Source organism: Ruegeria sp. CDSC068 (genome assembly GCF_059610545.1).
Genome location: NZ_JBXWNV010000002.1, coordinates 355,590 through 380,962, shown reverse-complemented (window position 1 = coordinate 380,962; position 25,373 = coordinate 355,590). Strand labels below are relative to the sequence as shown.

Here is a 25,373-nt window from a genome sequence, read left to right as displayed (position 1 = left end):
GTGTAAACGCGATATTTTGAAGCCTGCGTGCATTTCGCCGGTCGCATTCACCGGCGCAGAGGCTATATTCAAACGAACAGGAGGCCCTATGACACGAACGCTTGCCCTTGTTTTCTCGGCACTATTCCCGCTGGTCGCGATGGCGGCAGATGGGTCTGCGCCCGCCGATGAAGATTTTGTCCGCCCCGCTGGTGATAGCGAGCTGAGCGAATACTTATGGGTCAACCGGCCCATCGTCGTCTTTGCCGATACCCCAGCCGACCCGCGTTTCCGGCAGCAAATCGACATGCTTCTGGAAGGCGAAGAAGCCATGCGCGACCGGGATGTGGTCGTGCTGACCGATACCGATCCGTCTGCCCGTTCTCCGATCCGGTCACAATTGCGCCCGCGCGGCTTCCAGATGGTGTTCGTCGACAAGGACGGCGTGGTTAAACTGCGCAAACCCTCGCCGTGGAGCACACGTGAAATCGGCCGTTCCATCGACAAAACGCCCCTGCGCGAACGCGAAATCCGCGAACGACGCGAGGGCGGCTGAGCGCTTTCGCCACGCCCAAAGCTCCCGGCGCGAACCGCCGGGAAACCATGGAGATATGGTGAAAACGCGATCATGATCACTCGAACTCTATGATCACGTCGTCCACGGCGAGGTTGTCGCCGGGGCCTGCGTTGACTTTGGACACGACACCCTTCTTCTCGGCGCGCAGGATGTTTTCCATCTTCATCGCCTCAACAGTGCACAGTGCCTGACCTTCCTGCACTTCCTGCCCCACTTCGACATCGATCTTCACGATCAGGCCGGGCATCGGGCACAGCAGCATTTTCGAAGTATCCGGCGGCAGCTTTTCGGGCATCATACGGGCCAGTTCTGCCTGACGCGTCGTACGGACATGGACTTTGAGGTCTGCACCCCGGTTGCGAATACGGAACCCGCCCGAGATTTTTCCGACCTTCAAAACCAGCGGGCTGCCATCGACGTCCAGCACCGCCAAATGATCGCCCGGCGTCCAGTCCGAAGTGACCCGCACGGTATTACCGTCCGAGAACGTCACGGTTGACCCATCGCGATCCGCATCAATCTCAACCGCATATTCCTGCCCTTGCAGTGTGACGACCCAATCAGAGCCGACCTTGCGTTCGTGATTGTCCATCCGGCCAGAAACGCGGGTGCGGCGAATCTCGGCCACGCGGTGCATCGCGGCGCAGGACGCGGCTATGCGGCGCAAGTCGGCCTCGGGCAGTTCAACGCCTTCGAACCCGTCGGGATATTCCTCGGCGATAAAGGCTGTGGTCATGTCACCGCTGACGAATTTCGGATGGTCCATCACAGCCGACAGGAATGGCAAGTTGTGGCCAATGCCTTCGACCTCGAAACTGTCCAGCGCCACGCGCATCGCCTCGATCGCCTGTTCCCGCGTCGGAGCCCAGGTGCACAGTTTGGCGATCATCGGGTCATAGTACATGCTGATCTCGCCGCCTTCGTAGACGCCGGTGTCGTTGCGCACGGCGGCTTCACCTTCGGGCGCTTCACCTTGCCATTTATCGTTCACCAACAGCGGACCAGAGGCAATCTCTTGCGGCGGACGATAGCGGGTCAGACGACCAATCGACGGCAGGAAGCCACGATACGGATCTTCGGCATACAGGCGGTTTTCGATGGCCCAGCCGGTCAGGGTCACGTCGTCCTGTGTGATCGACAGCTTTTCACCTGCTGCGACGCGGATCATCTGCTCAACCAGATCGACTCCGGTGATCAGTTCGGTGACCGGGTGTTCCACCTGCAGACGCGTGTTCATTTCCAGGAAGTAGAAATTCTTTTCGCCATCGACGATGAATTCAACCGTACCGGCGCTGGCATAGTCTACGGCCTTGGCCAGTGCCACGGCCTGTTCGCCCATCGCCTTACGGGTCGCTTCGTCCAGGAAAGGTGACGGTGCTTCTTCGACCACTTTCTGGTTCCGACGCTGGATCGAGCATTCACGCTCGCCCAGATAGATGCCGTTACCGTGGCTGTCGCATAGAACCTGAATCTCGATGTGACGCGGCTGGGTCACGAATTTTTCAATAAAGATACGGTCATCACCGAACGAGTTTGCCGCCTCGTTCTTGGACGACTGGAACCCCTCGCGCGCTTCTTCGTCATTCCACGCGATCCGCATGCCCTTGCCGCCGCCGCCGGCACTGGCCTTGATCATGACCGGATAGCCGACTTCGTTGGAAATCTTGACGGCCTCTTCTGCGTCTTCGATCAGCCCCATGTAACCGGGAACAGTGGAAACACCGGCTTCTTGCGCGATCTTCTTCGAGGTGATCTTGTCGCCCATGCTTTCGATTGCCCGAACCGGTGGACCAACAAATGCAACGCCTTCAGCCTCAAGCGCCTCGGCGAATTTCGAGTTTTCCGACAGGAAGCCATAACCAGGATGCACCGCCTGGGCCCCACTCTGGCGAATGGCATCCATGACCTTGTCGATCACGATATAGGACTGGTTCGCAGGCGGCGGGCCGATATGCACCGATTCATCCGCCATCGACACATGCAAGGCGTTCTTGTCTGCATCCGAATAGATGGCAACGGTGCCGATACCCATCTTGCGGGCTGTCTTGATGACCCGGCAGGCGATCTCGCCCCGGTTGGCGATCAGGATCTTGTTAAACATGGAACGTCCTTTGTCTTGATGTTCTGAGAACGCAAAACGCCGCCGCAGGGAACGTTCCCCACGGCGGCGTTTTGCGCGATTACGGTCGGGGCGACGCGCGCCCCGAAAAACCCGGTATTACCTACAGTTGTTTTGTGTCTTGCAGTACAGGACGTTGCCCGCCGCGCCGACAACCGCGCCGAACAGCGGGTCGGCGCTGACAACAGCCGCCCCGACGGCGCCTGCGCCGCCGCCAAGCAGCGCCTGTTCGCCCGTCGTGTCACCACAGGCGGCAAGGCCTGCGCAGGTCGCCATTGCAAGAACGAGTTTCGAGATTCGCATGATATCTGCCCCTTTGGAATTCTTGATGCGTTCCGGGGCAGATGTCCGATTTCGACCTTGTTATTCAATAACAGGCAGTCCTGAACGGAGATTTGCGCAAATTTGTGCCGCTTTACGCTTGGATCATGCGCAAAGAAAAACGCGGGCAGGACTTTGTGAACATCACAAGCCTGCCCGCGGAAGGAAGGGGTACGGAATAGTAGGTGCTTGTGCGACGCAGGCAAAGTAGAGCCGCACGGCTTGGTCAGGTTGCTTGGCACAATTAAATGCGTAAACAACGTATTGTTTCCGGTCAGGATTCCGGCTGGAAATCGCCCATTGGGCGAACCTGCGCGCAGATTCGTGCCGAGATCAGGTGCAGTTTTAGGTGAGAAACGCGAGGCCAATGCCGTCACGTTGCTGTTACTTTTCCTCAGCAATTGATCCGTTTCTGCACCTGCAACATCACGGGTTGCGGAAAAGGTCGTTAGAAATTCTCTTCTCAAACGCAAAGGGTTAACCGATCTGTTCACCATAGGGTGAAAACGGTTCGGAAGTTTTGCACGTTTCCTTGAGAAACTAGGCGCTTTCCATCCCGTTCTCGTGATTTCCCTCAAGTTCTCTTGCGTGGAACGGTACCCGTGCACACTCGCACACAAGGAAACATCCACATGATTGCAAAGAGAAAAACGGCGTTGCTGCTTGCCGTATCCGCGCTTGGCATGTCCGGCGCGGCTGCTTTCGCCCAAGACGCCCAGACGCAAACGGAACTTGATGCCCTGCGTGCCCGCGTCGAAGCCCTCGAGGCCGCAAAACCCGGCGCTGGCACTGGCGATCTTCGAATCGGAAACACCACTCTTGATGTTTATGGGTACGTTAAGGCTGATTTCTTCTACGACACCGACTTTGAACTGGGCGACCTTGCCGATGCGACCCGAATTGGCGAGCCAGCAAACGCCACCAGCGGCACCTTTGGGGCCACCGTGCGCCAATCGCGCATCGGGCTTCGGACCAATACGCCGTCTGCCATCGGCGATATTGCCGGCCAGCTGGAACTGGATCTGTTTTCCGGCGGGACGGATGGGCCTGCTGAACTGCGCCTGCGCCACGCCAATATCCGTATTGGTGATAACTGGTTGATCGGTCAATTCTGGACCAACTTCCAGCCGTTGGACACCTATCCCACGACCGTTGAATTCAACGGCCCCGTTGGCATTCCTTTCGCTCGCGTCCCTCAAGTGCGCTATACGAACACGCTGGGCTCTGACACAACTTTTGCGGTGGCGATCGAGGAAAACGTTGGCGGCTCGGATTCGAATGATCCCGTCCTGACCGGCTCCATCGAATACAACAACGGTACCTACCTGGCCCGCGCCTCGGCTTTGTATGGTAAGGCGCAATCCAGCGCGGTCGAAGTGGATCAGACCGGCTATACCCTCTCGGCAGGCATCCGGCCCTGGCAAGGCGGTCTGTTTCAGGTCAACTATGTCGACGGCGAGGCTTTGGGCCCCTACCTGATCGCTGCCGGTGACGCCATCGTCAACGGACAGGCCAACGACGTGGATGGATTTACCGTGGAATTCCGCCAGGAACTGAGCCCCAAATGGAACGTCGGCATCGCTTATGGGCAAGAGAATTACGACCTGCCGACCTCGACCGGGACCCTGTCCTTTACCGAGGTTGAAACGATCCACGTGAACGCCTTTTACAAAGCGACCGACAATCTGACGCTTAGCGCCGAATACTTCTATGGTGAGCGGAACGATGCACCGACCGGACGCACCTTTGACAGCAACCGAATTCAATTGGCGGCGCAACTGAACTTCTGACCACACATACCGACCCTGCCCCGACACGGGCAGGGTTTTTGGCCTGGATGGCCTCACCGCGTTATGTGCGACAGCGGTTGGCACGATCAGCGCACCCCGTCAAAAATTTCGGGGAAGGAAATCCGACCCACATTCGAATCAATAACCAAAAGCGCGTCGTAACTAGCTGGATCAAAAGGATCTTCGGCCGGAATGACTTCGCGTTCGAACAGCCAGCAAAGACGGCCAGCATCCAAATTGCCCCTCTCAAACGGTTGGTCGCCAAAATGCGCCCACAGGGCTTCCATAAAAGCCGCATCCGCGCGCTTGTCCGCGGGTTTACGATCTCGAAACCGCTCGCGGCGGGTCAGGGGCGTCACGCCTTTGGGATTGGCCCGACGAATAATGAACTGAAAGTCAGTTCCCGGCAGGCGCCCGGGAAATCCGCGATGTTTCAGCATGGTTCCACCTCAATTGCACAAGGGGTCATGGGGATCAGATATTCACATCCGTCACAGGATGATGTCATGGTGCGCACCTCCAAAGCCGCGTAGCTGTTCAGAAATGCCCTGACGGGATGAATAGCGCGATTCATAGTCAAAGCCCCTCCCAGATACACCGGGACTGTTCCAGCCGGTAGGCTTCAAAGAACTGCGTGGCATCAGGGGATGTACGGCCGAATTCGATGGGCCGGTCAGACAGGGAAATGACCACCCGGGCAGCGTCCAGTTCGTATTTAGCCACATAAGTAACCGCAAGCGTCTGGCACAGATGTTCCATGTCGACCGAGGCGATATCGTACCCGATCCGGCCAATGTCCGAACCGATCTTGGGCGCAATAAAGCGAAATCGCACCCAAAGTTCACCGGGGTTATTGTCCAGCAGAACGTCGCTCAGGTGCACTGGCTGTCCGGACGGGACCGGCAACAGGTTTTCGGAGTCAGCCAGAACGGGGATCGCAAAAACCGACAGTACAACAGCTAAGGCGCGATCCCGGACCCGCCACAGGCGAGCTCCTCTCTCCGGGATCGCGCGCGCCTGGCTTTCGGCCCGCGCTGTTCTATGTCTTATTGGGCAACTCATTAGCAGTTGTGGCCTCAAAGTCAATTTTGCACCCAAGTAATCTGCCCTGACCGTTTGTCCGAGACGCTGTCCAAACCGTTTTGGCCGGGCAGATTTCCTGGCACATCCCCTCAAAGAGGGATGTTGTCGTGCTTTTTCCACGGGTTTTTCACGTGCTTGTTCCGCAAGCTGGCAAAGGCTCGCGAAACGCGACGGCGGGTCGATTGAGGCATGATCACCTCATCGATAAAGCCACGCTCAGCCGCGACAAACGGGTTCGCAAACCTGTCCTCATAATCCTGCGTGTGCTGCACAATTTTCTCGGCATCGCCCAGATCGGCACGGTGAATGATCTCGGTCGCGCCCTTTGCGCCCATCACCGCGATTTCGGCTGTAGGCCAGGCATAGTTGAAGTCACCGCGCAGGTGCTTGGACGCCATAACATCATAGGCACCACCATAAGCCTTACGGGTGATGACGGTAACTTTTGGCACCGTGGCTTCACCGTAGGCAAACAACAGCTTGGCGCCGTGCTTGATCACTCCGCCATATTCCTGCGACGTCCCCGGCAGGAATCCAGGTACATCCACCAGCGTCAGGATCGGAATTTCGAAGCAATCGCAGAACCGCACAAACCGCGCGGCCTTGCGCGAGCTGTCGATGTCCAGACAACCGGCCAAAATCATCGGCTGATTGGCTACAACGCCCACTGTCTGCCCTTCAAGCCGGATGAACCCGGTGATGATGTTTTTGGCAAAATCCTCCTGAATTTCGTAGAAATCACCCTCATCCGCCACTTTGGTGATGAGTTCCTTCATGTCGTACGGCGTATTAGGGTTGTCGGGGATCAATGTATCCAGCGAGGTTTCCAGACGGTCGGGTTCGTCAAAGAACGGGCGCACAGGCGGCTTTTCGCGGTTGTTGAGCGGCAGGAAATCAACCAAACGCCGCACCTCGGCCAGTGCTTCAACGTCGTTCTCAAACGCTCCGTCAGCAACCGAGGATTTCTTGGTATGGGTCGACGCCCCACCCAGTTCCTCGGCGGTAACCACTTCGTTTGTGACCGTCTTGACCACGTCGGGGCCGGTCACAAACATGTACGAGGTGTCTTTGACCATGAAGATAAAGTCTGTCATCGCCGGGCTGTAGACTGCGCCACCAGCACAGGGCCCCATGATCACGCTGATCTGCGGAACCACGCCTGACGCCATGATGTTGCGCTGGAACACCTCGGCATAACCAGCCAGCGACGCCACGCCTTCCTGAATTCGCGCCCCGCCCGAGTCGTTAATGCCAATCACCGGTGCACCGTTCTGAACGGCCATATCCATGATCTTGCAGATCTTCTGAGCATGGGTTTCCGAAAGCGAGCCGCCAAAGACTGTAAAGTCCTGGCTGAACACATAAACCATGCGACCATTGATCGTACCCCAGCCAGTAACGACACCGTCACCCGCTGGCCTTTGCTTCTCCATCCCGAAATCGGTGCACCGATGGCTGACAAACATGTCAAATTCTTCAAAGCTGCCTTCATCCAGCAACAGTTCAACCCGTTCGCGCGCAGTCAGTTTGCCGCGCGAGTGCTGTGCGTCGATGCGCTTTTGTCCACCACCCAGCCGCGCGTTGTCGCGACGGTCTTCAAGTTCGGAAAGGATGTCTTTCATAACGATGATCCCCTGTAAAATCTGGCCGGACACTATACGCAGATGCCGCGAGACCAAAGTAACTTTCGGCAAATTTGCAAATCTTATCCAATCATCTTGGTGAATATTGTAAACTTGCTAAATTTCACTTACAAAACGCGTGATGGATGGCATTCTTATCCGTGGTGACTATACACGTGAACTATGCAGTTTAGTTCTTCGTCGGCGCATCGCTCGCCTCCTAAAATTACCACTCTGGTTTTGCTGTCCGGATTGTCCGCGCTCAGCCTCAATCTGTTTTTGCCGAGCCTGCCCAATATGGCACTGCACTTTCAGGCCGACTACAAGGTCATGCAACTGTCGATTGCCCTGTACCTGCTGGTCAATGCGGTGCTTCAGATCCTGATCGGACCAATTGCCGACAAGGCGGGGCGCCGTCCCGTTCTACTTTGGGGGTTGGTCCTTTTTTTGGTGGCTACGTTGGGCTGCATCTATGCACCCAACGTCCAGGTTTTTCTTGTTTTCAGAATGTGTCAGGCAATCATCGTGGTCGGCATGGTTCTTAGCCGTGCGGCGGTTCGGGACCTATATGATCAGGACCAGGCGGCGTCGATGATCGGTTATGTAACGATGGGCATGGCCATTGTCCCCATGATCGGACCCGCGATCGGAGGCCTGTTGGAGGAGAGCTTTGGCTGGAAAGCCAACTTCTGGCTGCCCTTCGTTCTTGGCGTAATGACGCTGGTGCTAACTTACTTAGATTTTGGCGAAACCTCAACCAAGAGCGGCAAAACACTGGTTCAACAATTCCGGGAATACCCCGAACTGCTGGGTTCCCCGCGATTTTGGGGCTATTCGCTGTCATCCGCGCTGTCGTCTGGCGCCTTCTTTGCCTATCTGGGCGGCGCTCCCTTTATCGGCACCGAACTATTCGGCCTCAGCGCCGCCGAGGTCGGCATCTACTTTGGCGCCCCAGCCGTAGGGTACTTTTTTGGCAATTTCTTCAGCGGTCGCTATTCCGTTCACTTCGGCGTCAATCGAATGGTACTTTGGGGCTGCTGGCTGAACGCAGCAGGCGTTGCAATGTCCGCGATCTTGTTTCTGGCCGGCTTCGGAACGGCGCTTAGCTTTTTCGGCTTCATGACCTTTGTAGGCATTGGAAACGGCATGACGATTCCCAACGCAACGTCGGGCGCACTTTCGGTGCGACCGCATCTGGCCGCCACAGCATCCGGACTGAGTGGAGCGATCATGCTGGGCGGCGGCGCGGGCCTCAGCGCGCTTGCAGGAGCCTTGCTAACCCATGAAACTGGAGCAATGCCCCTGCTGTGGTTGATGCTGGCAACCTCGGTCCTGGCAGTATGCGCAATATTGTCCGTCATTCGACGCGAACGGCAACTGGGCCTTTGAATGGCTTGCCTATGACGGTTTGCAAAGTTAGCTTGCCGAATTAGGAAAGTTGCAAAGGCCCAACATGGCGACTCAGAAACTCTATGCAGGTGCAAAGCTACGCGAAATGCGTACGCGCTTGTCCCTGACCCAAAAGGAATTTGCCGCCAAACTGGGTGTTTCCCTGCCCTATCTAAACCAGATGGAGAACAACAACCGTCCGATTTCGACCACGGTCGTTCTGGCGCTGGCGCAAGAATTCGGAATGGATGTCACCGAGTTGAGCACCGGCGACAGTGAACGCCTGGTCTCGGACATGCGCGAGGCATTGGCCGATCCGGTCTTTGACGATGCCGTTCCGCCACTCGCCGATCTCCGCCTGACGGCTTCAAACGCACCCGCTCTGGCACGAGCCTTCATTGCTCTGCACCGCACCTATCGTCAGACGCATGAACGCCTGGCCTCTCTTGACGAAGCATTGGGGCGCGAAGACGCGCAAATCCAGGCCAGCCCATGGGAGGAAGTGCGGGACTTCTTCCACTATTGCGACAACTATATCGACGCGGTAGACCGCGCGGCTGAACGATTTGCCGGGCGCGCCGAGGATGCAGGTGGCATACGCGCCGCAGCCCTGGACGGCCTCGCGGAGCGCGGCATCCGGGTACAATTCCCGGATATCGATGAAACCCGAAAGTACGACCCAGAAAACAAAACACTGCAGCTTTCGTCCAGAACCGCACCACAAACTCAGGTGTTTCAGTTGTTGTTGCAGGTTGCACTGATCAGTCAGGACAAACTTCTTGAAGCAACGCTGGATTTTGCCAAATTTCACAGCGATGAGGCCCGTGCCATTGCCAAGATCGGGCTGGCAAATTACTTCGCCGGCGCATCACTGATGCCTTATGCCAAATTTCTGGCCACAGCACAGGAATATCGTCACGACCTTGAACTGCTTAGTAACCGGTTTGGCGCATCGATCGAACAGGTGGCGCACAGGTTGTCGACCCTGCAACGCCCTGGCGCAAAAGGCATTCCGTTTTTTTTCGTTCGCGTTGATCAGGCCGGAACGATCACCAAAAGACACTCGGCCACGCGCCTGCAATTTGCCCGGTTCGGCGGCGCCTGCCCCTTATGGAACGTGCACCGCGCCTTCGAAACACCCGGCCACTTTCTGCGTCAGCTTGCAGAAACACCCGATGGCGTTCAGTATATTTCTCTGGCTCGAGACGTGTCGAAATCCGGAGGCTCATACGGTGCACCGGTACGTCGTTATGCCATTGCCCTTGGGTGCGAAGTGCGTCACGCCGAGGCGCTGGTTTATGCCGACAATCTGGACTTCAACAACGCCAGCGCCTACGAGCCAATTGGCATATCCTGCCGCATCTGCGAGCGGCAGAATTGTCATCAGCGATCGGTTCCGCCATTGGAAAGACGCTTAACGATAGACGCCCATACCCGCGGCACCCTGCCCTATGAAGTCACCTGATCTTTACCTGGCCTGACAATATCCCGGGGGGAGGCGCGGCCTGCCGCGACCGGGGGCGGAGCCCCCGACATGCCTCAGGCTTTCGACAGGATAGCCCAGATCTCGTCTTTCAAACCCGCACGTTTCTTACGCAGGTCCGTTTCAGCAAGATCATCCATCGGCTCGACATTCGTTTCGGCTCGATGCACTTCGCGGTTAATCTCATGGTATTCATCCGCCAGCCGCGCAAAGTGAGCGTCCGTCTGCTTGAGTTGGCTCATCAGCTCAACCTTGTCCGGAAACTCTTCAGCCAGTTCGTGCGGGGTATGGGACATTCCTGTTCGCTCCTCAAAACATGTTGTTGCGATTCAAGTCTATTCGTCCGGTCCCCGTCAATCTTTGACGCGGATCAAATCATTCTTTCGATCATCGCTGTGCAACCGCCCATTGGGGATTAATCCAAGGTTGGTCATTGGCTGCTGGCAGGGCATTCTTACCCAACAGATGATCGGACATCTTCTCACCCACCATGATAGATGGCGCGTTCAGATTGCCATTGGTGATCTGCGGGAAGATGGAGCTGTCGGCAACGCGCAGCCCGTCCACGCCAATAACGCGCCCCTCGGGATCGACCACAGCGTTTTTGTCATCAGCCCGACCCATCCGGCAGGTTCCACAAGGGTGATACGCGCTTTCGGCATGTTCCGCGATAAAGGCATTGAGCGCTTCGTCAGACTGCACGTCCGCACCCGGCTGAATTTCTTTACCGGAATACGGTTTGAACGCATCCTGCCCGAAAATCTCGCGTGTCAGGCGAATACAGGTGCGGAAATCTTCCCAATCCTGCTCGTGGCTCATGTAGTTAAAACGGATCACAGGCGCGTCCTCGGCATTGGCCGACCGAAGTGAGACCGCCCCGCGCGAGGGCGAGCGCATCGGCCCGACATGCGCCTGAAAACCATGACCTTCAGCTGCTGCCTGACCGTCGTAGCGTACGGCGATCGGCAGAAAATGGTACTGAATGTCAGGATATTCCACGCCCGGCTTTGATCGGATGAATGCCGCACTTTCGAACTGGTTTGATGCACCCAACCCGGTCTTTGTGAACAACCATTGTGCTCCGATCAGGCCTTTACTGATCAGGTTCCAGTGTTTGTAGAGTGTGATGGGCTGTAGGGATGCCTGCTGGATATAAAGCTCCAGGTGGTCTTGCAGATTGCCACCCACACCCGGACGGTCCGCCACAATTTCGATCCCATGCTCGGCCAGATGCGCTGCCGGACCGATGCCTGACAGCATCAGCAGCTTGGGAGAGTTGATGGAGGACGCGGCAAGAACCACTTCGCGCCGAGCGCGGATGACCTCAGTCTTGCCACCTCGGATCAATTCCACTCCAATTGCGCGGCCATTTTCCATAACCACCCTTGAGGCCAGTCCGCGCACGATATCGCAGTTGTCGCGCTTGAGCGCAGGTTTCAGATAGGCATTCGCCGCCGACCAACGCCGTCCTTTCCAGACGGTTTGTTCCATCGGGCCAAAGCCTTCCTGCTTTTCACCGTTGTAGTCGCCGGTAACCTCGTACCCCGCCTGCTGACCCGCATCGACGAAAGCCTGAAATAGAGGGTTCTCGCGCGGTCCGCGAGAAACATGCAGCGGGCCATCGGTGCCGCGCCATGTCGGATCACCGCCGTGGCCACCATCATGCCAGGTCTCCATGCGTTTGTAGTACGGAAGAACATCCGCAAAGGACCAGCCATCGGCGCCCATCTCGGCCCATGTATCGAAATCGCGCGCGTGGCCACGAACGTAGACCATACCATTGATCGAAGACGAGCCGCCAATCACCTTGCCGCGCGGGCAGGCCAGTTCGCGGTTATTCAGGTGCGGCTCGGGCTCGGACTTGTAACCCCAGTCATACATCGGCATGTTCATCGGATAGCTCAGCGCCGCTGGCATCTGGATGAACGGTCCGGCATCGGTGCCACCATGCTCGATCACCAGAACCGAGGCCCCGGCCTCGCTCAGGCGATATGCCATCGCGCAACCTGCGGATCCTGCGCCGACGATGACGAAATCTGCTTCCATTTTCAGGTCTCCATATCCTGCCGAACTGCGTTTTGAACCGTTCGGCAGGAGTATTTTCAAAAAGGTGAAGAGGTTACTCGCCGCGTGGGTAGCGGGCGTTTTCCTCGACGACATTCAGATCCATGTGATTGCGCATGTAGCGCTCGGATGCCTTCTGCAGTGGCTGGTAATCCCATGGGTAATACCCGCCCTGCCGCAGCGCCTCGTAAACAACCCATCGGCGCGCCTGGCTGGCGCGGACATCCGCGTCGAATTGATCCAAGTCCCAACGCGCCTGAGATTTCGCGCGCAGAGTTTCAAGCGTGCCTGCTTGTTCGGGGTTTTCCGCGAGGTTTTCCAACTCATGCGGGTCAGCCTCAAGATCGTACAGCTGATCTGGGTCCAATGCGCAGCGATTGTATTTCCACTTACCGTAGCGCAGCGAAACCAGCGGCGCATACGAGCCTTCGGCCGCGTATTCCATCTTCACCGGAGCAGTCCGTTCGGTGCCATTGGCCAGTGGTACAAGGTCTTCGCCATCGGTCCACGGCGCGATCTCGGCCATATCTACACCCGCCAGTGCGCCAAGGGTTGGCGTGACGTCGATTGTCGAAACCGGTGTGTCGATACGGCCTGCCGGCATATCCGGCGCGGCAATCATCAACGGCACGCGTGCCGACCCCTCGTAGAAGTTCATTTTGAACCACAGGCCCCGTTCACCCAGCATGTCGCCGTGATCAGAGACAAACATGATGATCGCCTCTTGCCGGGTTGTTTCCAGCACCTCGAGGATTTCACCAATCTTGTCGTCCAGATATGAGATATTGGAAAAGTACGCGCGGCGCGACTTGCGGATGTCTTCTTCCGTGATGTCGAAACTGCGCCAATCATTGGCGTCAAATATGCGCTTAGAGTGCGGGTCCTGATTGTCATAGCCAATGTCCGCAATCTCGGGCTGCAGGTGCTCACAGTCTTCGTACAGATCCCAATACTTGCGGCGCGCCACGTAAGGGTCATGCGGGTGGGTAAAGCTGACGGTCACGCACCATGGGCGGTCATCCTTGCCGCGCGCCAGATCATAGAGCTTGGCCTTGGCGTTGTAGGCGACCTCGTCGTCATACTCCATCTGGTTGGAGATTTCGGCCACGCCTGCACCCGTCACCGAGCCCATATTGTGGTACCACCAGTCAATACGCTCACCCGGTTTGCGATAGTCCGGCGTCCAGCCAAAATCAGCCGGGTAGATATCGGTTGTCAGGCGGTCCTCAAACCCGTGCATCTGATCTGGGCCGACAAAGTGCATTTTGCCGGACAGGCAGGTGTAGTAGCCCGCACGGCGCAGATGGTGCGCATAGGTCGGGATGTCGCTGCGGAATTCTGCGGCGTTGTCGTAGACACCCGTGCGCGAAGGCAGTTGACCGGACATGAAGCTGGCCCGCCCCGGCGCGCAAAGCGGCGAAGCCGTATAAGCATTGGCAAACCGGGTCGACCGCTCAGCCAGCTTCTTCAGGTTTGGAGCGTGAAGCCAGTCAGCGGGACCGTCTGGAAAGAGGGTCCCGTTCAGCTGATCCACCATCAGGATCAGAATGTTCGGTTTTGTCATTTTTCAGCCTCGAGCAGAGTGTTGAGGACACGCATTGCGTGATTGACCGCCAGCTGCGGTTCTTCCGGCGCGCTTAGTGCGGCGCGGATATACAGCCCATCGATCAGGGCGATCATGTTTTCGGCCGCCTCGGCCGGATCGCCCAGCAATGGGCGCAGGGCGTGTGTCAGGTTCGACCGGATACGCGCCTGATAGATTTGCCACAGGCGCAAGGCGTCATCATTCGTTTGGGCCAGCACGTAAAACGTCATCCACGCAGCGATGACATCCGGTGTGAAACACGATGGTGCAAAACAGGCCCGAATAATGGCCTGCGCGCGTTCCTGCGGGACAGCATTCTTCAGCTCCTGCCTAGCCTCGTCGGCAAAGTCCGACAGGATACGGCGCATGGCAGCCAGAAAGATCTGGTCTTTGCCACCGAAATAATGATGCGCCAGCGCGCTGGACATGCCTGCCCGTTTGGCAATCTGGCTGACCGTTACATCAAGGGATTTCTTCGACCCGAGCTCGGCAATTGTTGCCTTGACGATCGCGTCACGGCGGATTGGCTCCATTCCGAGTTTCGGCATCGCTATCCCCTCATTGCGTATTTGAGAAAACGCTAAGGGGTTTTTATTGACTCGTCAATCAATAACGTTTCATGCGGCCGTCAACGGTCAGAGTTTGGGTGCGATACTGGGGGTCGTCAAGCTGCTGCGGTTCAAAACCGCTTCGCGCCAGGCAATGAAACTGACCGCCAACAGAATCACCGTACCACCCGCGACAACCCAAATGTCGATGCTTTCGTTGAAGACCAGCGCGCCCAACAGGGTGGCCCAGATCAGCTGCAGGAATGTAACCGGCTGTGTGACCGCGACCGGGGCCGCCTTAAGTGCGATCGTCATGAAATAGTGGCCCGCCGTGGCAAAACTGGCCACCAGAAACAGCACGCCGAGGTCGCGCAAGCTAGGCGTGGTCCAAACTGCAATCGCAAAGGGGATCAAGGCTATGGTCACCCAGATCGACATATGCGCCACAACGACCGACGGCGGCAGATCACGCACAAGCACTTTGGCGATCAGATAAGATCCGCCCAGGGTCAGGGCCGTGCCCAGCATGGTGATATGACCCAGTGAAATCTCACGAAAACCCGGCCTTAGGATGATCAGAACGCCAACCAGTGCCACGCCAATCGCGGCGATCCGACGGATGGCCAGCTTCTCGCCCAGAAACAAGGCGGCCCCCAGCGTGACATAGACCGGCGTCATGTAGTTCATCGCCGTAACCTCGGCCAGCGGGATCTGGGTCATCGAGAAGAACCACAGCATCACTGCAAATGCGTGGACGACACCGCGTGTCCCCAGCAACACGATGTGGCTGCGTGTAAGGTGGGTTTTCAACACCAGGCGCAACGCCGGCAACAGAAAGATCAAGCCGAAGGCAAACCGCAGAAACGCAGCCTGCGTAGGGTCCATCGTGGAGCCCAGCGACTTTACCAACGCGGTCATGACCACAAACGACAAGCCTGCCGAAAACATCCAGAGCATGCCAGCCACGGGGCGGTGTTGGGCGGTTAAAGTTGACATGTTAACGGTTGAACACCGAATACTTGGCAGAGGCAACCCGTCACATCAATACGAGCTTTGCGGCAATTGCCAGCATGACCACGCCGATTATTAAATCCAGCACCTGCCACGCCCGTGGTCTTGTGAAAATCGGGGACAGCATCCCTGCCCCGTAGCCCAGCGAAAAGAAGAACACAAAGCTGGACGTCATTGCCCCAAGCGCAAAGGCCAGCCGATCCTCATACTGCGCCGAGATTGACCCAATCAGCACAACTGTATCCAGATAGACATGCGGGTTCAGCCATGTGAACGCAAGAACGGTCAGCAGAACAGATTTCAGGCTGACCCGCTTACCCTCGCCGATCTCCATCACCGCTCCGCCGCGCCAGGCCGAACTCAGGCTGCGCAAACCGTACCATATCAAGAAGATCGCCCCGCCATATCGCATGACAGTCTCGAACCAGGGCAACGCGTGCGCCAATGTTCCGAAACCCGCAACGCCGGCGGCTATGAGAATGGCATCAGACACCGCGCAAGTCAGGCACAGTGGGAACACGTGCTCGCGCCGCAATCCCTGACGCAGAACAAAGGCGTTTTGCGCGCCAATGGCGAGGATCAGGCTGAAGCCAAGCACAAAGCCTGCGATCAAGGATGTGGACATGAAACCTCCGATAGTCTGAGGCGTTGACTACTTGCTTACCGAACATCTATCAAATTAAAGAAACTGACCTGAATTTAGTCTGTCTAATGCTACTGGATCCAAACCACCTGACTGCGCTGTCTGCCATCCTGCGTCATGGCAGTTTTGACGCGGCCGCCTCAGAACTTGCGGTTACGCCTTCCGCGGTTTCACAGCGGATCAAAGCGCTGGAAGACCTTGTCGGCGCAACCCTGATCAATCGGGGAACGCCCTGCACGGGTACTCCGATGGGTTTGCGCATCGCTCAACACGCCGAGGACATCGGGTTACTTGAGACGCATCTGGCCCGCGAACTGACGCTTGATCAAACCAACGGCCCCGCGCGCGTGCGCGTCGCCGTGCCAGCCGACGTCCTGGCGACGTGGTTCATCAATGTCATGTCTCAGGTCGACGGCCTGCTGTTCGATCTGGTCGTTGACGATCAGGATCATTCGGCGGAATGGCTGAGGCGCGGAGAGGTCAGCGCCGCCATAACGGTCGGAGGTGATACAGTCCCAGGCAGCGACGCCGTCGCCCTTGGCGCCCTGCGGTACATCCCCACGGCCAGCCCCGATTTCATGCGCAAATGGTTCGCGGACGGTGTAAACGTCGACACGTTGTCCCGCGCCACCTGTTTGACATTCAACCGCAAGGATGGGCTGCAAAAAGCCTGGATTACCCGGCAGACAGGTCAACGGCTATCACCCCCTTCGCATTTCCTGCCGTCCTCTCAGGGATTTGTAGAAGCGGCCATTGCGGGGATTGGTTGGGGAATGAATCCGGAAAACCTTGCGCTCTCAGCGCTGGAAGACGGCCGGTTATGCCCTTTGGTACCGGGCGCGCATCTTGACGTAGGGCTGACCTGGCAGGTGGGTCGTGTGCTATCCACGGCGTTGGCCCCGATGACTGACGCAGTCAAACGCGCCGCCAATGGTGCCCTGCTTCCTGCTGACACGGCAGACTAGGACTGAACCGCTTTTTTCTCGCTGGGAATAACAACACGGTAACAGGCGACCGCCGCGAAAACGCTTGTGGCGACGATGAAGGCGATTGCCCAGGCGACCTCGTGCAAATGCGCAACGCCTGCCAACGCGGCCGAGAACAATACGCCAGAGATCCGGCAAATGCTCTTGATCGCTGCGGCACCTTTGACCCTCTGATCTTTTGGGGCAACGTCCAGGAAGTACAGCTTGCGGGCACTGCTGATCCCTGTCACCGCAACAGTGACAACGAACAAGGCAATGGCGTGTAAGTGAACGTCATGGTCCATGCCCAGAAAGTGCACGGACAAAAGCGCACCGCCCGTCAGTGCCACCATCAGGTTCCCGGTGACCATCACGGCGCGATGCGATTTCATGTTCACCAATTGCCACAGTGGGGCAGATACAAGATACCCCGACGCCGACGACACGATCATCGCCGTCAGCCCTCTGGCCGAATCGTGGTGCGCTTCGGCTGCGATCAGCGCAAAGAACGGTACGGACAGGGATACGACAACAAGCGGCATGCGCATGATCATGTAACGGCGGAACCAGTGCTGATCGAACATTGCAGCGATATCGGTGAAGTTATCCAGGAACTTTCGCTTCTTGACCCGTTGCGCGCCCTGTTCCTGGGTGGGACCGGCGGTTTCGGACATCATTAGAATCGACAGGCCGGATAGGACAAAGAATGTTACCGAAACGGCGATGACTGCGGAATGGCGCGAAAACGGTGGGTTTTCTTTGGTGATCTCGTGAACCAGCAACGCCAATCCGATTGCGCCCAATCCACCCACCCCCAGCTGCAGATAATGCATGATCATCCGCGATTTGGAGCGCACCTGATCGCCCAGCAGATCGGTATACATCAGCGACTGAATTTCTTCGATCAAACCGATCATGAAAAATGCCGCGACAAAAGCCACACCTATGACCGGAACAACACCTGTTGAGGCCACCAACAAAGCCAAAATCAGGCAGGCGCCGATTGCGACCTCAGTCATCGCGATTGCACGTTTCTTGCGGTCACGCGCTGCGATGGGATACGCGAGGAAAACATCCGAGATCATGCTGCCAACCATCCGCACCGACACCAGCGCGCCGGCTATGTACATCGGAAGCTCAAGCGACACGGCCAGAAACGGCAAGACCACGGATGGGCTACCAAGGGTCCACGCCACCTGAGACAGAATGCTTTGCCCAGCCAGGACTGGAACGTTTCTTTTTGATGTGTCCAGTGACTTGTCAGTCATATGCGCGCTTGGGTTCCTCGGCTCGCAAAAGGGCGCGCCACTTGGGTTTGATCAATCCATGGTACTCAGTTCCACGTAACCGGCCAAGAACCCCCTGTGTCAAAAATGAAAACCCGGCCAAAGACCGGGTTTTTCGTGCTTTTCTTGCAATGCGGATCAGAGCTGAGCCATGACTTCGTCCGTGGCTTCGAAATTCGTCGTCACGCGTTGAACGTCATCGTCGTCCTCCAGCGCATCGACCAGCTTCATCAGCTTTTGCATGTCTTCCAGACCCAACTCGGTTGTCGTCGTAGGCTTCCAGATCAGCTTGGTGGAATCGGTTTCCCCCAGCGCAGCTTCAAGGGCGCTCGACACTTCGTTCAGGTCGGTATCGGCACACCAGATGATATGCCCTTCTTCCGAGCTTTCGACATCTTCAGCGCCAGCTTCGATTGCGGCTTCGAACACGGTGTCCGCGTCGCCGACGGAACCCGGATAAACCACTTCGCCCTTGCGTTCGAACATGAAGCCAACTGAACCGGTTTCGCCCAGGTTGCCGCCGTTCTTGGAAAAAGTCGAACGCACGGTCGAAGCTGTGCGATTGCGGTTGTCGGTCATCGTCTCGACGATCACCGCCACACCGTTCGGGCCATAGCCCTCATACCGGATTTCTTCGTATTCATCGCCTTCGCCCGCCGTCGATTTCTTGATCGCGCGGTCGATGACATCTTTTGGAACCGACTGTGACTTGGCTTCTTTCACGGCCAAACGCAGCCGTGGGTTTTTTTCAGGATCGGGGTCGCCCATCTTGGCAGCGACGGTGATCTCTTTCGACAGTTTGGAAAACAGTTTGGACCGCGCGGCGTCCTGACGCCCCTTGCGGTGCTGGATGTTGGCCCATTTGGAATGGCCTGCCATGTTGCGTCCTCGTCATCGTGATTGCGTATTCGGCGCTCATATAGACGTTTGCGGGGCCAAGGATCAAGAGAGCGGCTTGCGACAGTCGCCGCGAAGGGTATGGTGGCCGCATGACGACAGACCAGATTATTCTTTTTTCCCTTTTCGCCACTGTGTTTGGAATGCTGCTTTGGGGGAAGTTTCGATACGACCTTGTGGCCTTCACCGCGCTATTGATCGGAGTTACGCTGGGTGTTGTGCCGGTCGATGACGCCTTTGCCGGGTTCGGACACCCCGCCACGATCATCGTCGCTTTGGTATTGGTTGTCTCGGCCGGGTTGGTGCGCTCCGGCGCTGTTTTCCTGATCACCCGCACGCTGGTCGATGCCTCGCGCGGGCTTGGCGCACATATCGCGCTGATGGGCGGGATTGGCGCTGTTCTGTCGGCTTTTATGAACAACGTGGCCGCGCTGGCGCTGCTGATGCCGGTCGATATCCAAACCGCGCGCAAGGCGGGGCGGCCGGTCGGTCTGACCCTGATGCCGCTGAGCTTTGCCACCATTCTGGGCGGCATGGCCACGTTGATTGGAACGCCCCCTAACATCATCATCGCATCGATCCGGGCTGAAACATTGGGTGAACCGTTCCGAATGTTCGATTTCGCCCCCGTTGGTGGATTGGCAGCGATTGCCGGGCTGGCATTTGTCGCGCTGGTCGGATGGCGGTTGATTCCCAATCGCGGAACACAGGAAGAGGCCTCGGAAACCCTTGCCGAATACATCGCGGAACTGACGGTCCCGCCAGAGTCGCCGCAAATCGGAAAACGTGTCAGCGAGCTTTATGAGGCCGCTGAGAAATCCGACGTGGCCATCATCGGCCTTATTCGAGATGGCAAACGGCGCTATGGCCGGTCGGCCCATGCTACAATCAAACCGGGCGACGCTTTGGTGCTGGAGGCCCGCCCCGAGGCGCTAGATGAATTTCGCACCGCGCTGAACCTCGATTTCTCGGATACCCGCCGTCAGGAGTTGCTGACCGCCGAAGGGGACGGTCTTGAAGTGATTGAGGTAGTTGTGCCGCTAAACGCACGCGTCACCGGTCGCACCGCGCAGGGCCTGGGATTGGCCTGGCGTCAAAGCACCGTTTTGATGGGGATTTCACGTCAAGGGCGTCGCATTACCGAACAGGTCCGTAAAACTCAGATTGAGGCAGGCGACATTCTGTTGCTGCTATGCCCACGTGACCGCAGTGCCGATGTGACCGAATGGCTGGGGTGTTTGCCACTTGCTGAACGCGGTCTGAACGTCACCGCCAACGAAAAAGCGTGGCTTGCCATTGGCTTGTTTGGTGCAGCTGTTCTGGCGGCCAGTGTCGGGCTGATCTACCTGCCCATCGCTTTGGGGCTGGTCGTTGTCGCCTATGTTCTGACCAAGATCATGCCGATTGCCGATATCTACAATCATATCGAGTGGCCCGTTGTCGTTCTGCTGGGCTCGATGATCCCGCTAGGCAGCGCGTTGGAGACGTCAGGCGGTACAGAACTGATTGCGAATGCTTTAATTCAATTGACCGACGGGCTGCCGGCCTGGGCCATTCTGACCGTGTTGATGGTGGTCACAATGACCCTGTCAGACGTGCTGAACAACACAGCCACCGCCATTGTTGCGGCTCCGGTCGGTATCCAGATGGCCCGCACGCTTGAGGTTTCACCCGACCCTTTCCTGATGACCGTCGCCGTCGCAGCCTCGGCCGCGTTCCTGACGCCGATTGGACATAAGAACAATACGCTGGTCCTGGGTCCCGGAGGGTATCAGTTTGGTGACTATTGGCGCATGGGGCTGCCGCTGGAAATCCTGATCATTGCGGTTTCCGTTCCCGCCATCCTTGTGTTCTGGCCACTGTGACGGATAAAGGCCTTTCATGAAACGCTTTCTGATCCTGCAGCTACGTCCGGAAACCGATGCCTCGGATGCCGAATATACCTCGATCCTGGACAAAACGGGGCTGACTCCCGACCATACCCATCGTATCCGATTGGATTGTGAGGCTTTGCCCGACGATTTGAATGTCACTGACTATGCTGGGGTGATTGTTGGTGGTGGACCGGGATGCGTCAGTGACGACCCCGCAACCAAATCCGAAGCCGACGCGCGCATTGAAGGCGCCATCATGGGATTGATGCCGCAGATCATCGCACAAGATCATCCCTTTATGGGCTGTTGCTATGGGCTGGGCATTCTGGTCGCCCATCTTGGCGGTGACGTCAGCAAAGAGAAATACGGTGAACCTGTCGGACCTTCGACCTGCCACCTGACTGCAGACGGAGCGCAAGACCCGCTAACGGCAGGGCTGACCGGAACATTCGACGCCTTCGTCGGCCACAAAGAGGCCGTGCAGGCGCTGCCGAACGGGTGCATCCACCTGCTGGCCTCGGACCCCTGCCCGTTTCAGATGATCCGCTGGGGGCAGAATGTTTATGCCACGCAATTCCACCCCGAGGCAGACGCGCGCGATTTTGAGCAGCGCATCAATATCTACAAGAACCACGGCTATTTTCCGCCCGAAGACGCCCAGCGCCTGATCGACATTTGTCACGCAGCGGACGTCACGCAACCGGCCGAAATCCTCCGCAGATTTGCCGAACGCTATGGGTGACCCAACGGCGTTATTGCCTGATCCACGACCGCTCGCTTAGGGTGGCCCGAACGGCTTTGGGAGGAGTTGTTCTTGGATCTTCTAATAAATGTCGGCCTGCCGCTGTCGCTGGCCATTATCATGCTGTCTCTGGGCGTTGGGCTCGAAGTCGCTGATTTCCGCCGCGTGCTCAGCCGGCGCTATCCTTTCGCCATCGGTGCGTTGTGTCAGGTTGTGCTGCTGCCGGTCGCGGCTTTTGTCACAGTCACACTTTTTGCGTTGCCACCCGAGATTGCTGTCGGCTTCATGATCCTCAGTTTTTGCCCCGGCGGTGTGACCAGCAACATCCTGTCGAAACTGGCAAAGGGTGATGTTGCCCTGTCGGTCAGCCTGACAGCCGTCATCAGCCTGCTTTCGATGATCACAGTGCCCTTTCTTGCCGCCTGGTCAGTGAACTATTTCATGGGCGATGCGGCACCCGAGGTGTCCATCTCAGGGCTTGCAATCGCCATGTTCCTGATCACCACGCTACCCGTGGCGCTTGGCGTCACACTTCGCAGCTTTGCAACAGATTTTGCAAAGCGGATCGAGCCCGCGTTGTCCAAGCTTGCGACCGTTTTGTTCGTGCTGATCGTTGTGGCTGCTCTGGCTGGAAACTGGCAACTGTTTGTCGACAACCTCGGCGTTATGGGCGCTGGGTTGATCACGTTGAACATCGCGCTTTTGCTGATCGGGTTGGGGCTGGCACGTGCCGCAAAGCTGTCGTGGAACGAAAGCAAGACTGTTTCCATCGAAACCGGCATACAAAACTCGACACTTGGGATTACACTGGCCGCACTGATCACCGGGACGGAAAGCGGGTTCAGCCCGCTGGCCCTGCCGTCGGCTGTATACGGAATTACGATGTATGTTGTGGCCTTGCCCTTCATCCTTTGGTTCCGCAGCCGCTGAAAGGATAAGACATGACGAATAACTCTGCCGATGCCATCGTCGTGGGGGCTGGGCTTGCCGGGTTGGCCGCAGCTGCCGAACTGGGCGACCGTGGCAAGAAGGTGATCGTGGTCGATCAGGAGCCCGCGCATTTCCTCGGTGGTCAGGCGTTTTGGAGTCTCGGCGGCCTGTTTATGGTCGACACGCCGGAACAGCGGCGCATGGGCATCAAGGACAGCTACGAACTTGCCTTGCGAGACTGGATGGGCAGCGCGCAGTTCGATCGTAACGAGGACGCATGGCCCAGGAAATGGGCCGAGGCCTATGTTGAATTTGCCGCTGGCGAGATGCGCCCTTGGCTGCATGACATGGGCCTGCGCTGGTTTCCGATAGTCGGCTGGGCCGAACGCGGTGGATCATATGCGGATGGTCACGGCAATTCAGTGCCCCGCTTTCATATCACCTGGGGCACCGGCCCCGGTGTTCTGGAACATTTCAAACGCCGAGTGCGTGACCATGTCAGCAACGGGTTGATCGAGCTTAAATTCCGCCATCAAGTCAGCCACATCATCATGCAGAACGGCGCTGCCAAAGGCGTCTCGGGCGAAGTTCTGGCAGACGACACCGCTCCCCACGGCGCCAAGACCAACCGTGATGAGGTCGGCGAGTTCGAATTTTACGCCCCAGCCGTCATCGTTACGTCAGGCGGCATCGGAGGCAACTTTGAAATGGTGCGCAAAAGCTGGCCACGCGACCGTCTGGGCGAGCCGCCGAAGGACATGGTCGCAGGCGTGCCATTCCACGTCGATGGACGCATGATCGGCATCAGCGAAAAGGCTGGCGGTCATGTGATCAACGGCGACCGGATGTGGCATTACACCGAAGGCGTGCGTAACTGGAATCCGATCTGGCCATCGCACGGCATTCGCATTCTGCCCGGCCCGAGCTCAATGTGGTTCGACGCTGAAGGCAACCGGTTGAAACCGCCATGCCTGCCGGGGTTTGATACGCTAGGGACGCTGAAGGAAATCCTGAAAACCGGCCATGAATACAGCTGGTTCGTCCTGACCCAGAAGGTAATCAAAAAAGAGTTCGCTCTGTCCGGGTCTGAACAGAACCCCGACATGACGGACGGTGGATGGAAAGAGGTTCTGTTCCAACGCATTCTGACCGGGTCCAAGGCCACCGCTCCGGTCGAGGCGTTCAAGGAACACGGCGAAGACTTCATCGTCGCCAATACCTTGACCGAGCTTGTTAACGGCATGAACCATCTGGGCGGAGGGCTGATCGATGAGGTGCATCTACGCGCCCAGATCGAGGCGCGGGATTCCCAGATAGACAACCCGTTCACCAAGGATGCGCAGATGGCCGCCATTTTGGCCGCGCGCAACTACCGTGGTGACAAACTGATCCGAACCGCCAAGCCGCACAAGTTCCTTGACCCGGCCAATGGCCCGCTGATCGCGGTTAAACTGCACGTGCTGACGCGCAAAACGCTGGGTGGGCTTCAGACCAATCTGGACAGTCAGATGGTGGGGGCAGACGGTCAGGTCGTTCCCGGCCTGTTCGCTGCCGGAGAGGTCGCGGGTTTTGGCGGCGGTGGCTATCACGGCTACAACGCGCTCGAAGGTTCATTCCTGGGCGGGTGCATTTTCTCCGGCCGCAATGCAGGACGGTCAAGGGCCGTCGCGTGACGGCCCCTTAAACCCTACTGTTCACGGGCAAACTGAACGACGGATTGCCCAGCACTGTCCAGCAACACCAGCGTATCGCCTTTAAAGGCATATGCTGTCACCCCCTGAAGGGCTTTGAAGAACTGCCGCTCAACTTCATCCAGTGGCGGCGGGCAGGCCATCAGGGTGGCGGCCATGTTGTCGGGGAATTCAATATTGTTGCCCGCAATCTCGGCTTGGCCGGAAAACCGGTTACATCCACCGCTGCCTGAGAACGCGCCATCATTGGCGAATGAAAGCGCGGGGCGCCTTTCGGTCTCAAGTGCTGCGCCATTCAGGCCGGTTGCAGTCCAGTTGGTGTTCTCCAGCACGGCTGCCCCGGGCGGTTGTACTTTGACCAGCATCAGATCGGTCGTGTTCCCGGCCCCATTCGTCAGAACAGGGTAGGCAGTATCGGTTGTGAACAACAGCTTGTCGCCCTGAAAGATCGAACCACGCACTACGTAGCGCATCCCCTCTTGAATAAGGGCGTCGTCATAGCTCAGCTCGAATTGTGCTGGCACTCCGGTCAGCGCATAGCGCTTTGCCGACAGGGTCACCGACGGTGCGTCCGCGCGCGAGACGTCCTGCAATTGCACGTAAAGCGTCGCATCCGGTGGTACGGCGATGCGTTCGCGATATGCTGCAGTGCCTTCGATCGTTCCGCCGATGGCCGCGCTGCTCAGCATGGCTGATGTGGCCGCAACCGTAAGCGCAGTATATCCGGTCTTGAGCATTGGCGTGCTCCTTTTCGCAAAATCACTTATTCAAAAC

General features: G+C 57.6%; 23 protein-coding genes. 9 read left to right on the top strand and 14 right to left on the bottom strand.

All coding sequences use genetic code 11. The annotated features are described in order from the left end of the window. Positions 1-88 precede the first annotated feature (88 nt). Entirely contained in the window at positions 89-535 is a 447-nt protein-coding gene (locus AC2FID_RS06575; protein WP_058275658.1) for a DUF4174 domain-containing protein, read from the top strand. Between the two features lie 76 nt (positions 536-611). On the opposite strand, the gene AC2FID_RS06570 is transcribed toward AC2FID_RS06575, so the two are convergent. Both AC2FID_RS06570 and AC2FID_RS06565 read right to left on the bottom strand, forming a co-directional pair. Continuing rightward, positions 612-2,657, bottom strand: a complete 2,046-nt coding sequence (locus AC2FID_RS06570) for an ATP-binding protein (protein ID WP_496704669.1) — start codon at positions 2,655-2,657, stop codon at positions 612-614. Between the two features lie 117 nt (positions 2,658-2,774). Next, the gene (locus tag AC2FID_RS06565; RefSeq protein WP_058275656.1) at positions 2,775-2,978 is read right to left on the bottom strand and encodes a hypothetical protein; all 204 of its coding nucleotides are present in this window, start codon (positions 2,976-2,978) and stop codon (positions 2,775-2,777) included. Positions 2,979-3,628: 650 nt separating this feature from the next. Between AC2FID_RS06565 and AC2FID_RS06560 the strand changes: the two genes are divergently transcribed. After that, positions 3,629-4,786, top strand: coding sequence for a DcaP family trimeric outer membrane transporter (locus tag AC2FID_RS06560; RefSeq protein WP_496835981.1), 1,158 nt, complete (start codon positions 3,629-3,631; stop codon positions 4,784-4,786). 86 nt (positions 4,787-4,872) lie between these two features. Here AC2FID_RS06560 and AC2FID_RS06555 read toward each other — a convergent pair whose 3' ends face one another. The 3 genes from AC2FID_RS06555 to AC2FID_RS06545 form a co-directional block, all read right to left on the bottom strand. Beyond that, positions 4,873-5,226 (bottom strand): hypothetical protein, encoded by a 354-nt coding sequence (locus AC2FID_RS06555; RefSeq protein ID WP_496760819.1) that lies wholly within the window; start codon positions 5,224-5,226, stop codon positions 4,873-4,875. A 136-nt stretch (positions 5,227-5,362) separates the two neighbouring features. Continuing rightward, the gene (locus tag AC2FID_RS06550) at positions 5,363-5,848 is read right to left on the bottom strand and encodes a DUF6497 family protein (protein WP_234999129.1); all 486 of its coding nucleotides are present in this window, start codon (positions 5,846-5,848) and stop codon (positions 5,363-5,365) included. A 110-nt stretch (positions 5,849-5,958) separates the two neighbouring features. Then, positions 5,959-7,491 (bottom strand): acyl-CoA carboxylase subunit beta, encoded by a 1,533-nt coding sequence (locus tag AC2FID_RS06545; protein WP_109313344.1) that lies wholly within the window; start codon positions 7,489-7,491, stop codon positions 5,959-5,961. Positions 7,492-7,674: 183 nt separating this feature from the next. On the opposite strand from AC2FID_RS06545, the gene AC2FID_RS06540 reads away from it, so the two are divergent. Both AC2FID_RS06540 and AC2FID_RS06535 read left to right on the top strand, forming a co-directional pair. Next, on the top strand, positions 7,675-8,880 hold the full coding sequence (locus AC2FID_RS06540) for a multidrug effflux MFS transporter (protein ID WP_496835979.1): 1,206 nt from the start codon (positions 7,675-7,677) through the stop codon (positions 8,878-8,880). Positions 8,881-8,944: 64 nt separating this feature from the next. Further along, entirely contained in the window at positions 8,945-10,345 is a 1,401-nt protein-coding gene (locus AC2FID_RS06535) for a helix-turn-helix domain-containing protein (RefSeq protein WP_496755071.1), read from the top strand. A gap of 74 nt (positions 10,346-10,419) precedes the next feature. On the opposite strand, the gene AC2FID_RS06530 is transcribed toward AC2FID_RS06535, so the two are convergent. From AC2FID_RS06530 to AC2FID_RS06505, 6 genes are all read right to left on the bottom strand, one after another. Next, entirely contained in the window at positions 10,420-10,659 is a 240-nt protein-coding gene (locus AC2FID_RS06530; protein WP_170558723.1) for an HP1242/YdcH family protein, read from the bottom strand. Positions 10,660-10,750: 91 nt separating this feature from the next. Continuing rightward, positions 10,751-12,409, bottom strand: coding sequence for a choline dehydrogenase (betA, locus tag AC2FID_RS06525; RefSeq protein WP_472723216.1), 1,659 nt, complete (start codon positions 12,407-12,409; stop codon positions 10,751-10,753). Between the two features lie 73 nt (positions 12,410-12,482). Next, positions 12,483-13,991 (bottom strand): choline-sulfatase, encoded by a 1,509-nt coding sequence (gene betC / locus AC2FID_RS06520; RefSeq protein ID WP_496835976.1) that lies wholly within the window; start codon positions 13,989-13,991, stop codon positions 12,483-12,485. Beyond that, entirely contained in the window at positions 13,988-14,560 is a 573-nt protein-coding gene (betI, locus tag AC2FID_RS06515; RefSeq protein WP_108859390.1) for a choline-binding transcriptional repressor BetI, read from the bottom strand. Before betI ends, betC begins: the two co-directional genes overlap by 4 nt. Positions 14,561-14,647: 87 nt before the next feature. After that, on the bottom strand, positions 14,648-15,556 hold the full coding sequence (locus tag AC2FID_RS06510) for a DMT family transporter (protein WP_282151670.1): 909 nt from the start codon (positions 15,554-15,556) through the stop codon (positions 14,648-14,650). Positions 15,557-15,596: 40 nt separating this feature from the next. Continuing rightward, positions 15,597-16,196, bottom strand: a complete 600-nt coding sequence (locus tag AC2FID_RS06505; protein WP_496720652.1) for a LysE/ArgO family amino acid transporter — start codon at positions 16,194-16,196, stop codon at positions 15,597-15,599. Positions 16,197-16,282: 86 nt separating this feature from the next. Between AC2FID_RS06505 and AC2FID_RS06500 the strand changes: the two genes are divergently transcribed. Then, positions 16,283-17,179: a LysR family transcriptional regulator ArgP gene (locus tag AC2FID_RS06500; RefSeq protein WP_282151672.1), complete on the top strand. Its 897-nt coding sequence runs from the start codon at positions 16,283-16,285 to the stop codon at positions 17,177-17,179. Here the strand turns inward: AC2FID_RS06500 and AC2FID_RS06495 are convergent. Both AC2FID_RS06495 and AC2FID_RS06490 read right to left on the bottom strand, forming a co-directional pair. After that, complete coding sequence (locus AC2FID_RS06495) at positions 17,176-18,447, bottom strand: MFS transporter (RefSeq protein WP_496835974.1); 1,272 nt, start codon at positions 18,445-18,447, stop codon at positions 17,176-17,178. The two genes, AC2FID_RS06500 and AC2FID_RS06495, sit on opposite strands and share 4 nt — an antisense overlap. A 156-nt stretch (positions 18,448-18,603) precedes the next feature. Further along, positions 18,604-19,344 carry a YebC/PmpR family DNA-binding transcriptional regulator gene (locus tag AC2FID_RS06490; protein WP_058275643.1) on the bottom strand — a complete coding sequence of 247 codons (741 nt, stop codon included), beginning with the start codon at positions 19,342-19,344 and terminating at the stop codon, positions 18,604-18,606. Between the two features lie 110 nt (positions 19,345-19,454). Between AC2FID_RS06490 and AC2FID_RS06485 the strand changes: the two genes are divergently transcribed. The 4 genes from AC2FID_RS06485 (at position 19,455) to AC2FID_RS06470 (ending at position 24,581) form a co-directional block, all read left to right on the top strand. Continuing rightward, positions 19,455-21,227, top strand: coding sequence for an SLC13 family permease (locus tag AC2FID_RS06485; RefSeq protein ID WP_108859384.1), 1,773 nt, complete (start codon positions 19,455-19,457; stop codon positions 21,225-21,227). Between the two features lie 16 nt (positions 21,228-21,243). Then, a complete protein-coding gene (locus AC2FID_RS06480; RefSeq protein WP_496835971.1) occupies positions 21,244-21,978 on the top strand; it encodes a glutamine amidotransferase in 735 nt (244 codons plus the stop codon). 72 nt (positions 21,979-22,050) lie between these two features. Then, on the top strand, positions 22,051-22,908 hold the full coding sequence (locus AC2FID_RS06475; protein WP_472723211.1) for a bile acid:sodium symporter family protein: 858 nt from the start codon (positions 22,051-22,053) through the stop codon (positions 22,906-22,908). Positions 22,909-22,919: 11 nt separating this feature from the next. Continuing rightward, complete coding sequence (locus tag AC2FID_RS06470; protein ID WP_496835969.1) at positions 22,920-24,581, top strand: FAD-binding dehydrogenase; 1,662 nt, start codon at positions 22,920-22,922, stop codon at positions 24,579-24,581. A 14-nt stretch (positions 24,582-24,595) separates the two neighbouring features. Here the strand turns inward: AC2FID_RS06470 and AC2FID_RS06465 are convergent, their stop codons facing one another. After that, entirely contained in the window at positions 24,596-25,336 is a 741-nt protein-coding gene (locus AC2FID_RS06465; RefSeq protein WP_496835967.1) for a YbaY family lipoprotein, read from the bottom strand. Positions 25,337-25,373: the final 37 nt, after the last annotated feature.

Bases quoted from the DNA above. Each gene is read 5' to 3' on its own strand.
- AC2FID_RS06550 (WP_234999129.1), bottom strand. From the start codon at position 5,848: ATGAGTTGCCCAATAAGACATAGAACAGCGCGGGCCGAAAGCCAGGCG.
- AC2FID_RS06575 (WP_058275658.1), top strand. From the start codon at position 89: ATGACACGAACGCTTGCCCTTGTTTTCTCGGCACTATTCCCGCTGGTC.
- AC2FID_RS06485 (WP_108859384.1), top strand. From the start codon at position 19,455: ATGACGACAGACCAGATTATTCTTTTTTCCCTTTTCGCCACTGTGTTT.
- AC2FID_RS06510 (WP_282151670.1), bottom strand. From the start codon at position 15,556: ATGTCAACTTTAACCGCCCAACACCGCCCCGTGGCTGGCATGCTCTGG.
- AC2FID_RS06555 (WP_496760819.1), bottom strand. From the start codon at position 5,226: ATGCTGAAACATCGCGGATTTCCCGGGCGCCTGCCGGGAACTGACTTT.
- AC2FID_RS06480 (WP_496835971.1), top strand. From the start codon at position 21,244: ATGAAACGCTTTCTGATCCTGCAGCTACGTCCGGAAACCGATGCCTCG.
- AC2FID_RS06570 (WP_496704669.1), bottom strand. From the start codon at position 2,657: ATGTTTAACAAGATCCTGATCGCCAACCGGGGCGAGATCGCCTGCCGG.
- AC2FID_RS06465 (WP_496835967.1), bottom strand. From the start codon at position 25,336: ATGCTCAAGACCGGATATACTGCGCTTACGGTTGCGGCCACATCAGCC.
- AC2FID_RS06495 (WP_496835974.1), bottom strand. From the start codon at position 18,447: ATGACTGACAAGTCACTGGACACATCAAAAAGAAACGTTCCAGTCCTG.
- AC2FID_RS06535 (WP_496755071.1), top strand. From the start codon at position 8,945: ATGGCGACTCAGAAACTCTATGCAGGTGCAAAGCTACGCGAAATGCGT.
- betI (WP_108859390.1), bottom strand. From the start codon at position 14,560: ATGCCGAAACTCGGAATGGAGCCAATCCGCCGTGACGCGATCGTCAAG.
- betC (WP_496835976.1), bottom strand. From the start codon at position 13,991: ATGACAAAACCGAACATTCTGATCCTGATGGTGGATCAGCTGAACGGG.
- AC2FID_RS06565 (WP_058275656.1), bottom strand. From the start codon at position 2,978: ATGCGAATCTCGAAACTCGTTCTTGCAATGGCGACCTGCGCAGGCCTT.
- AC2FID_RS06505 (WP_496720652.1), bottom strand. From the start codon at position 16,196: ATGTCCACATCCTTGATCGCAGGCTTTGTGCTTGGCTTCAGCCTGATC.
- AC2FID_RS06530 (WP_170558723.1), bottom strand. From the start codon at position 10,659: ATGTCCCATACCCCGCACGAACTGGCTGAAGAGTTTCCGGACAAGGTT.
- AC2FID_RS06500 (WP_282151672.1), top strand. From the start codon at position 16,283: ATGCTACTGGATCCAAACCACCTGACTGCGCTGTCTGCCATCCTGCGT.
- AC2FID_RS06560 (WP_496835981.1), top strand. From the start codon at position 3,629: ATGATTGCAAAGAGAAAAACGGCGTTGCTGCTTGCCGTATCCGCGCTT.
- AC2FID_RS06490 (WP_058275643.1), bottom strand. From the start codon at position 19,344: ATGGCAGGCCATTCCAAATGGGCCAACATCCAGCACCGCAAGGGGCGT.
- AC2FID_RS06540 (WP_496835979.1), top strand. From the start codon at position 7,675: ATGCAGTTTAGTTCTTCGTCGGCGCATCGCTCGCCTCCTAAAATTACC.
- AC2FID_RS06545 (WP_109313344.1), bottom strand. From the start codon at position 7,491: ATGAAAGACATCCTTTCCGAACTTGAAGACCGTCGCGACAACGCGCGG.
- betA (WP_472723216.1), bottom strand. From the start codon at position 12,409: ATGGAAGCAGATTTCGTCATCGTCGGCGCAGGATCCGCAGGTTGCGCG.
- AC2FID_RS06470 (WP_496835969.1), top strand. From the start codon at position 22,920: ATGACGAATAACTCTGCCGATGCCATCGTCGTGGGGGCTGGGCTTGCC.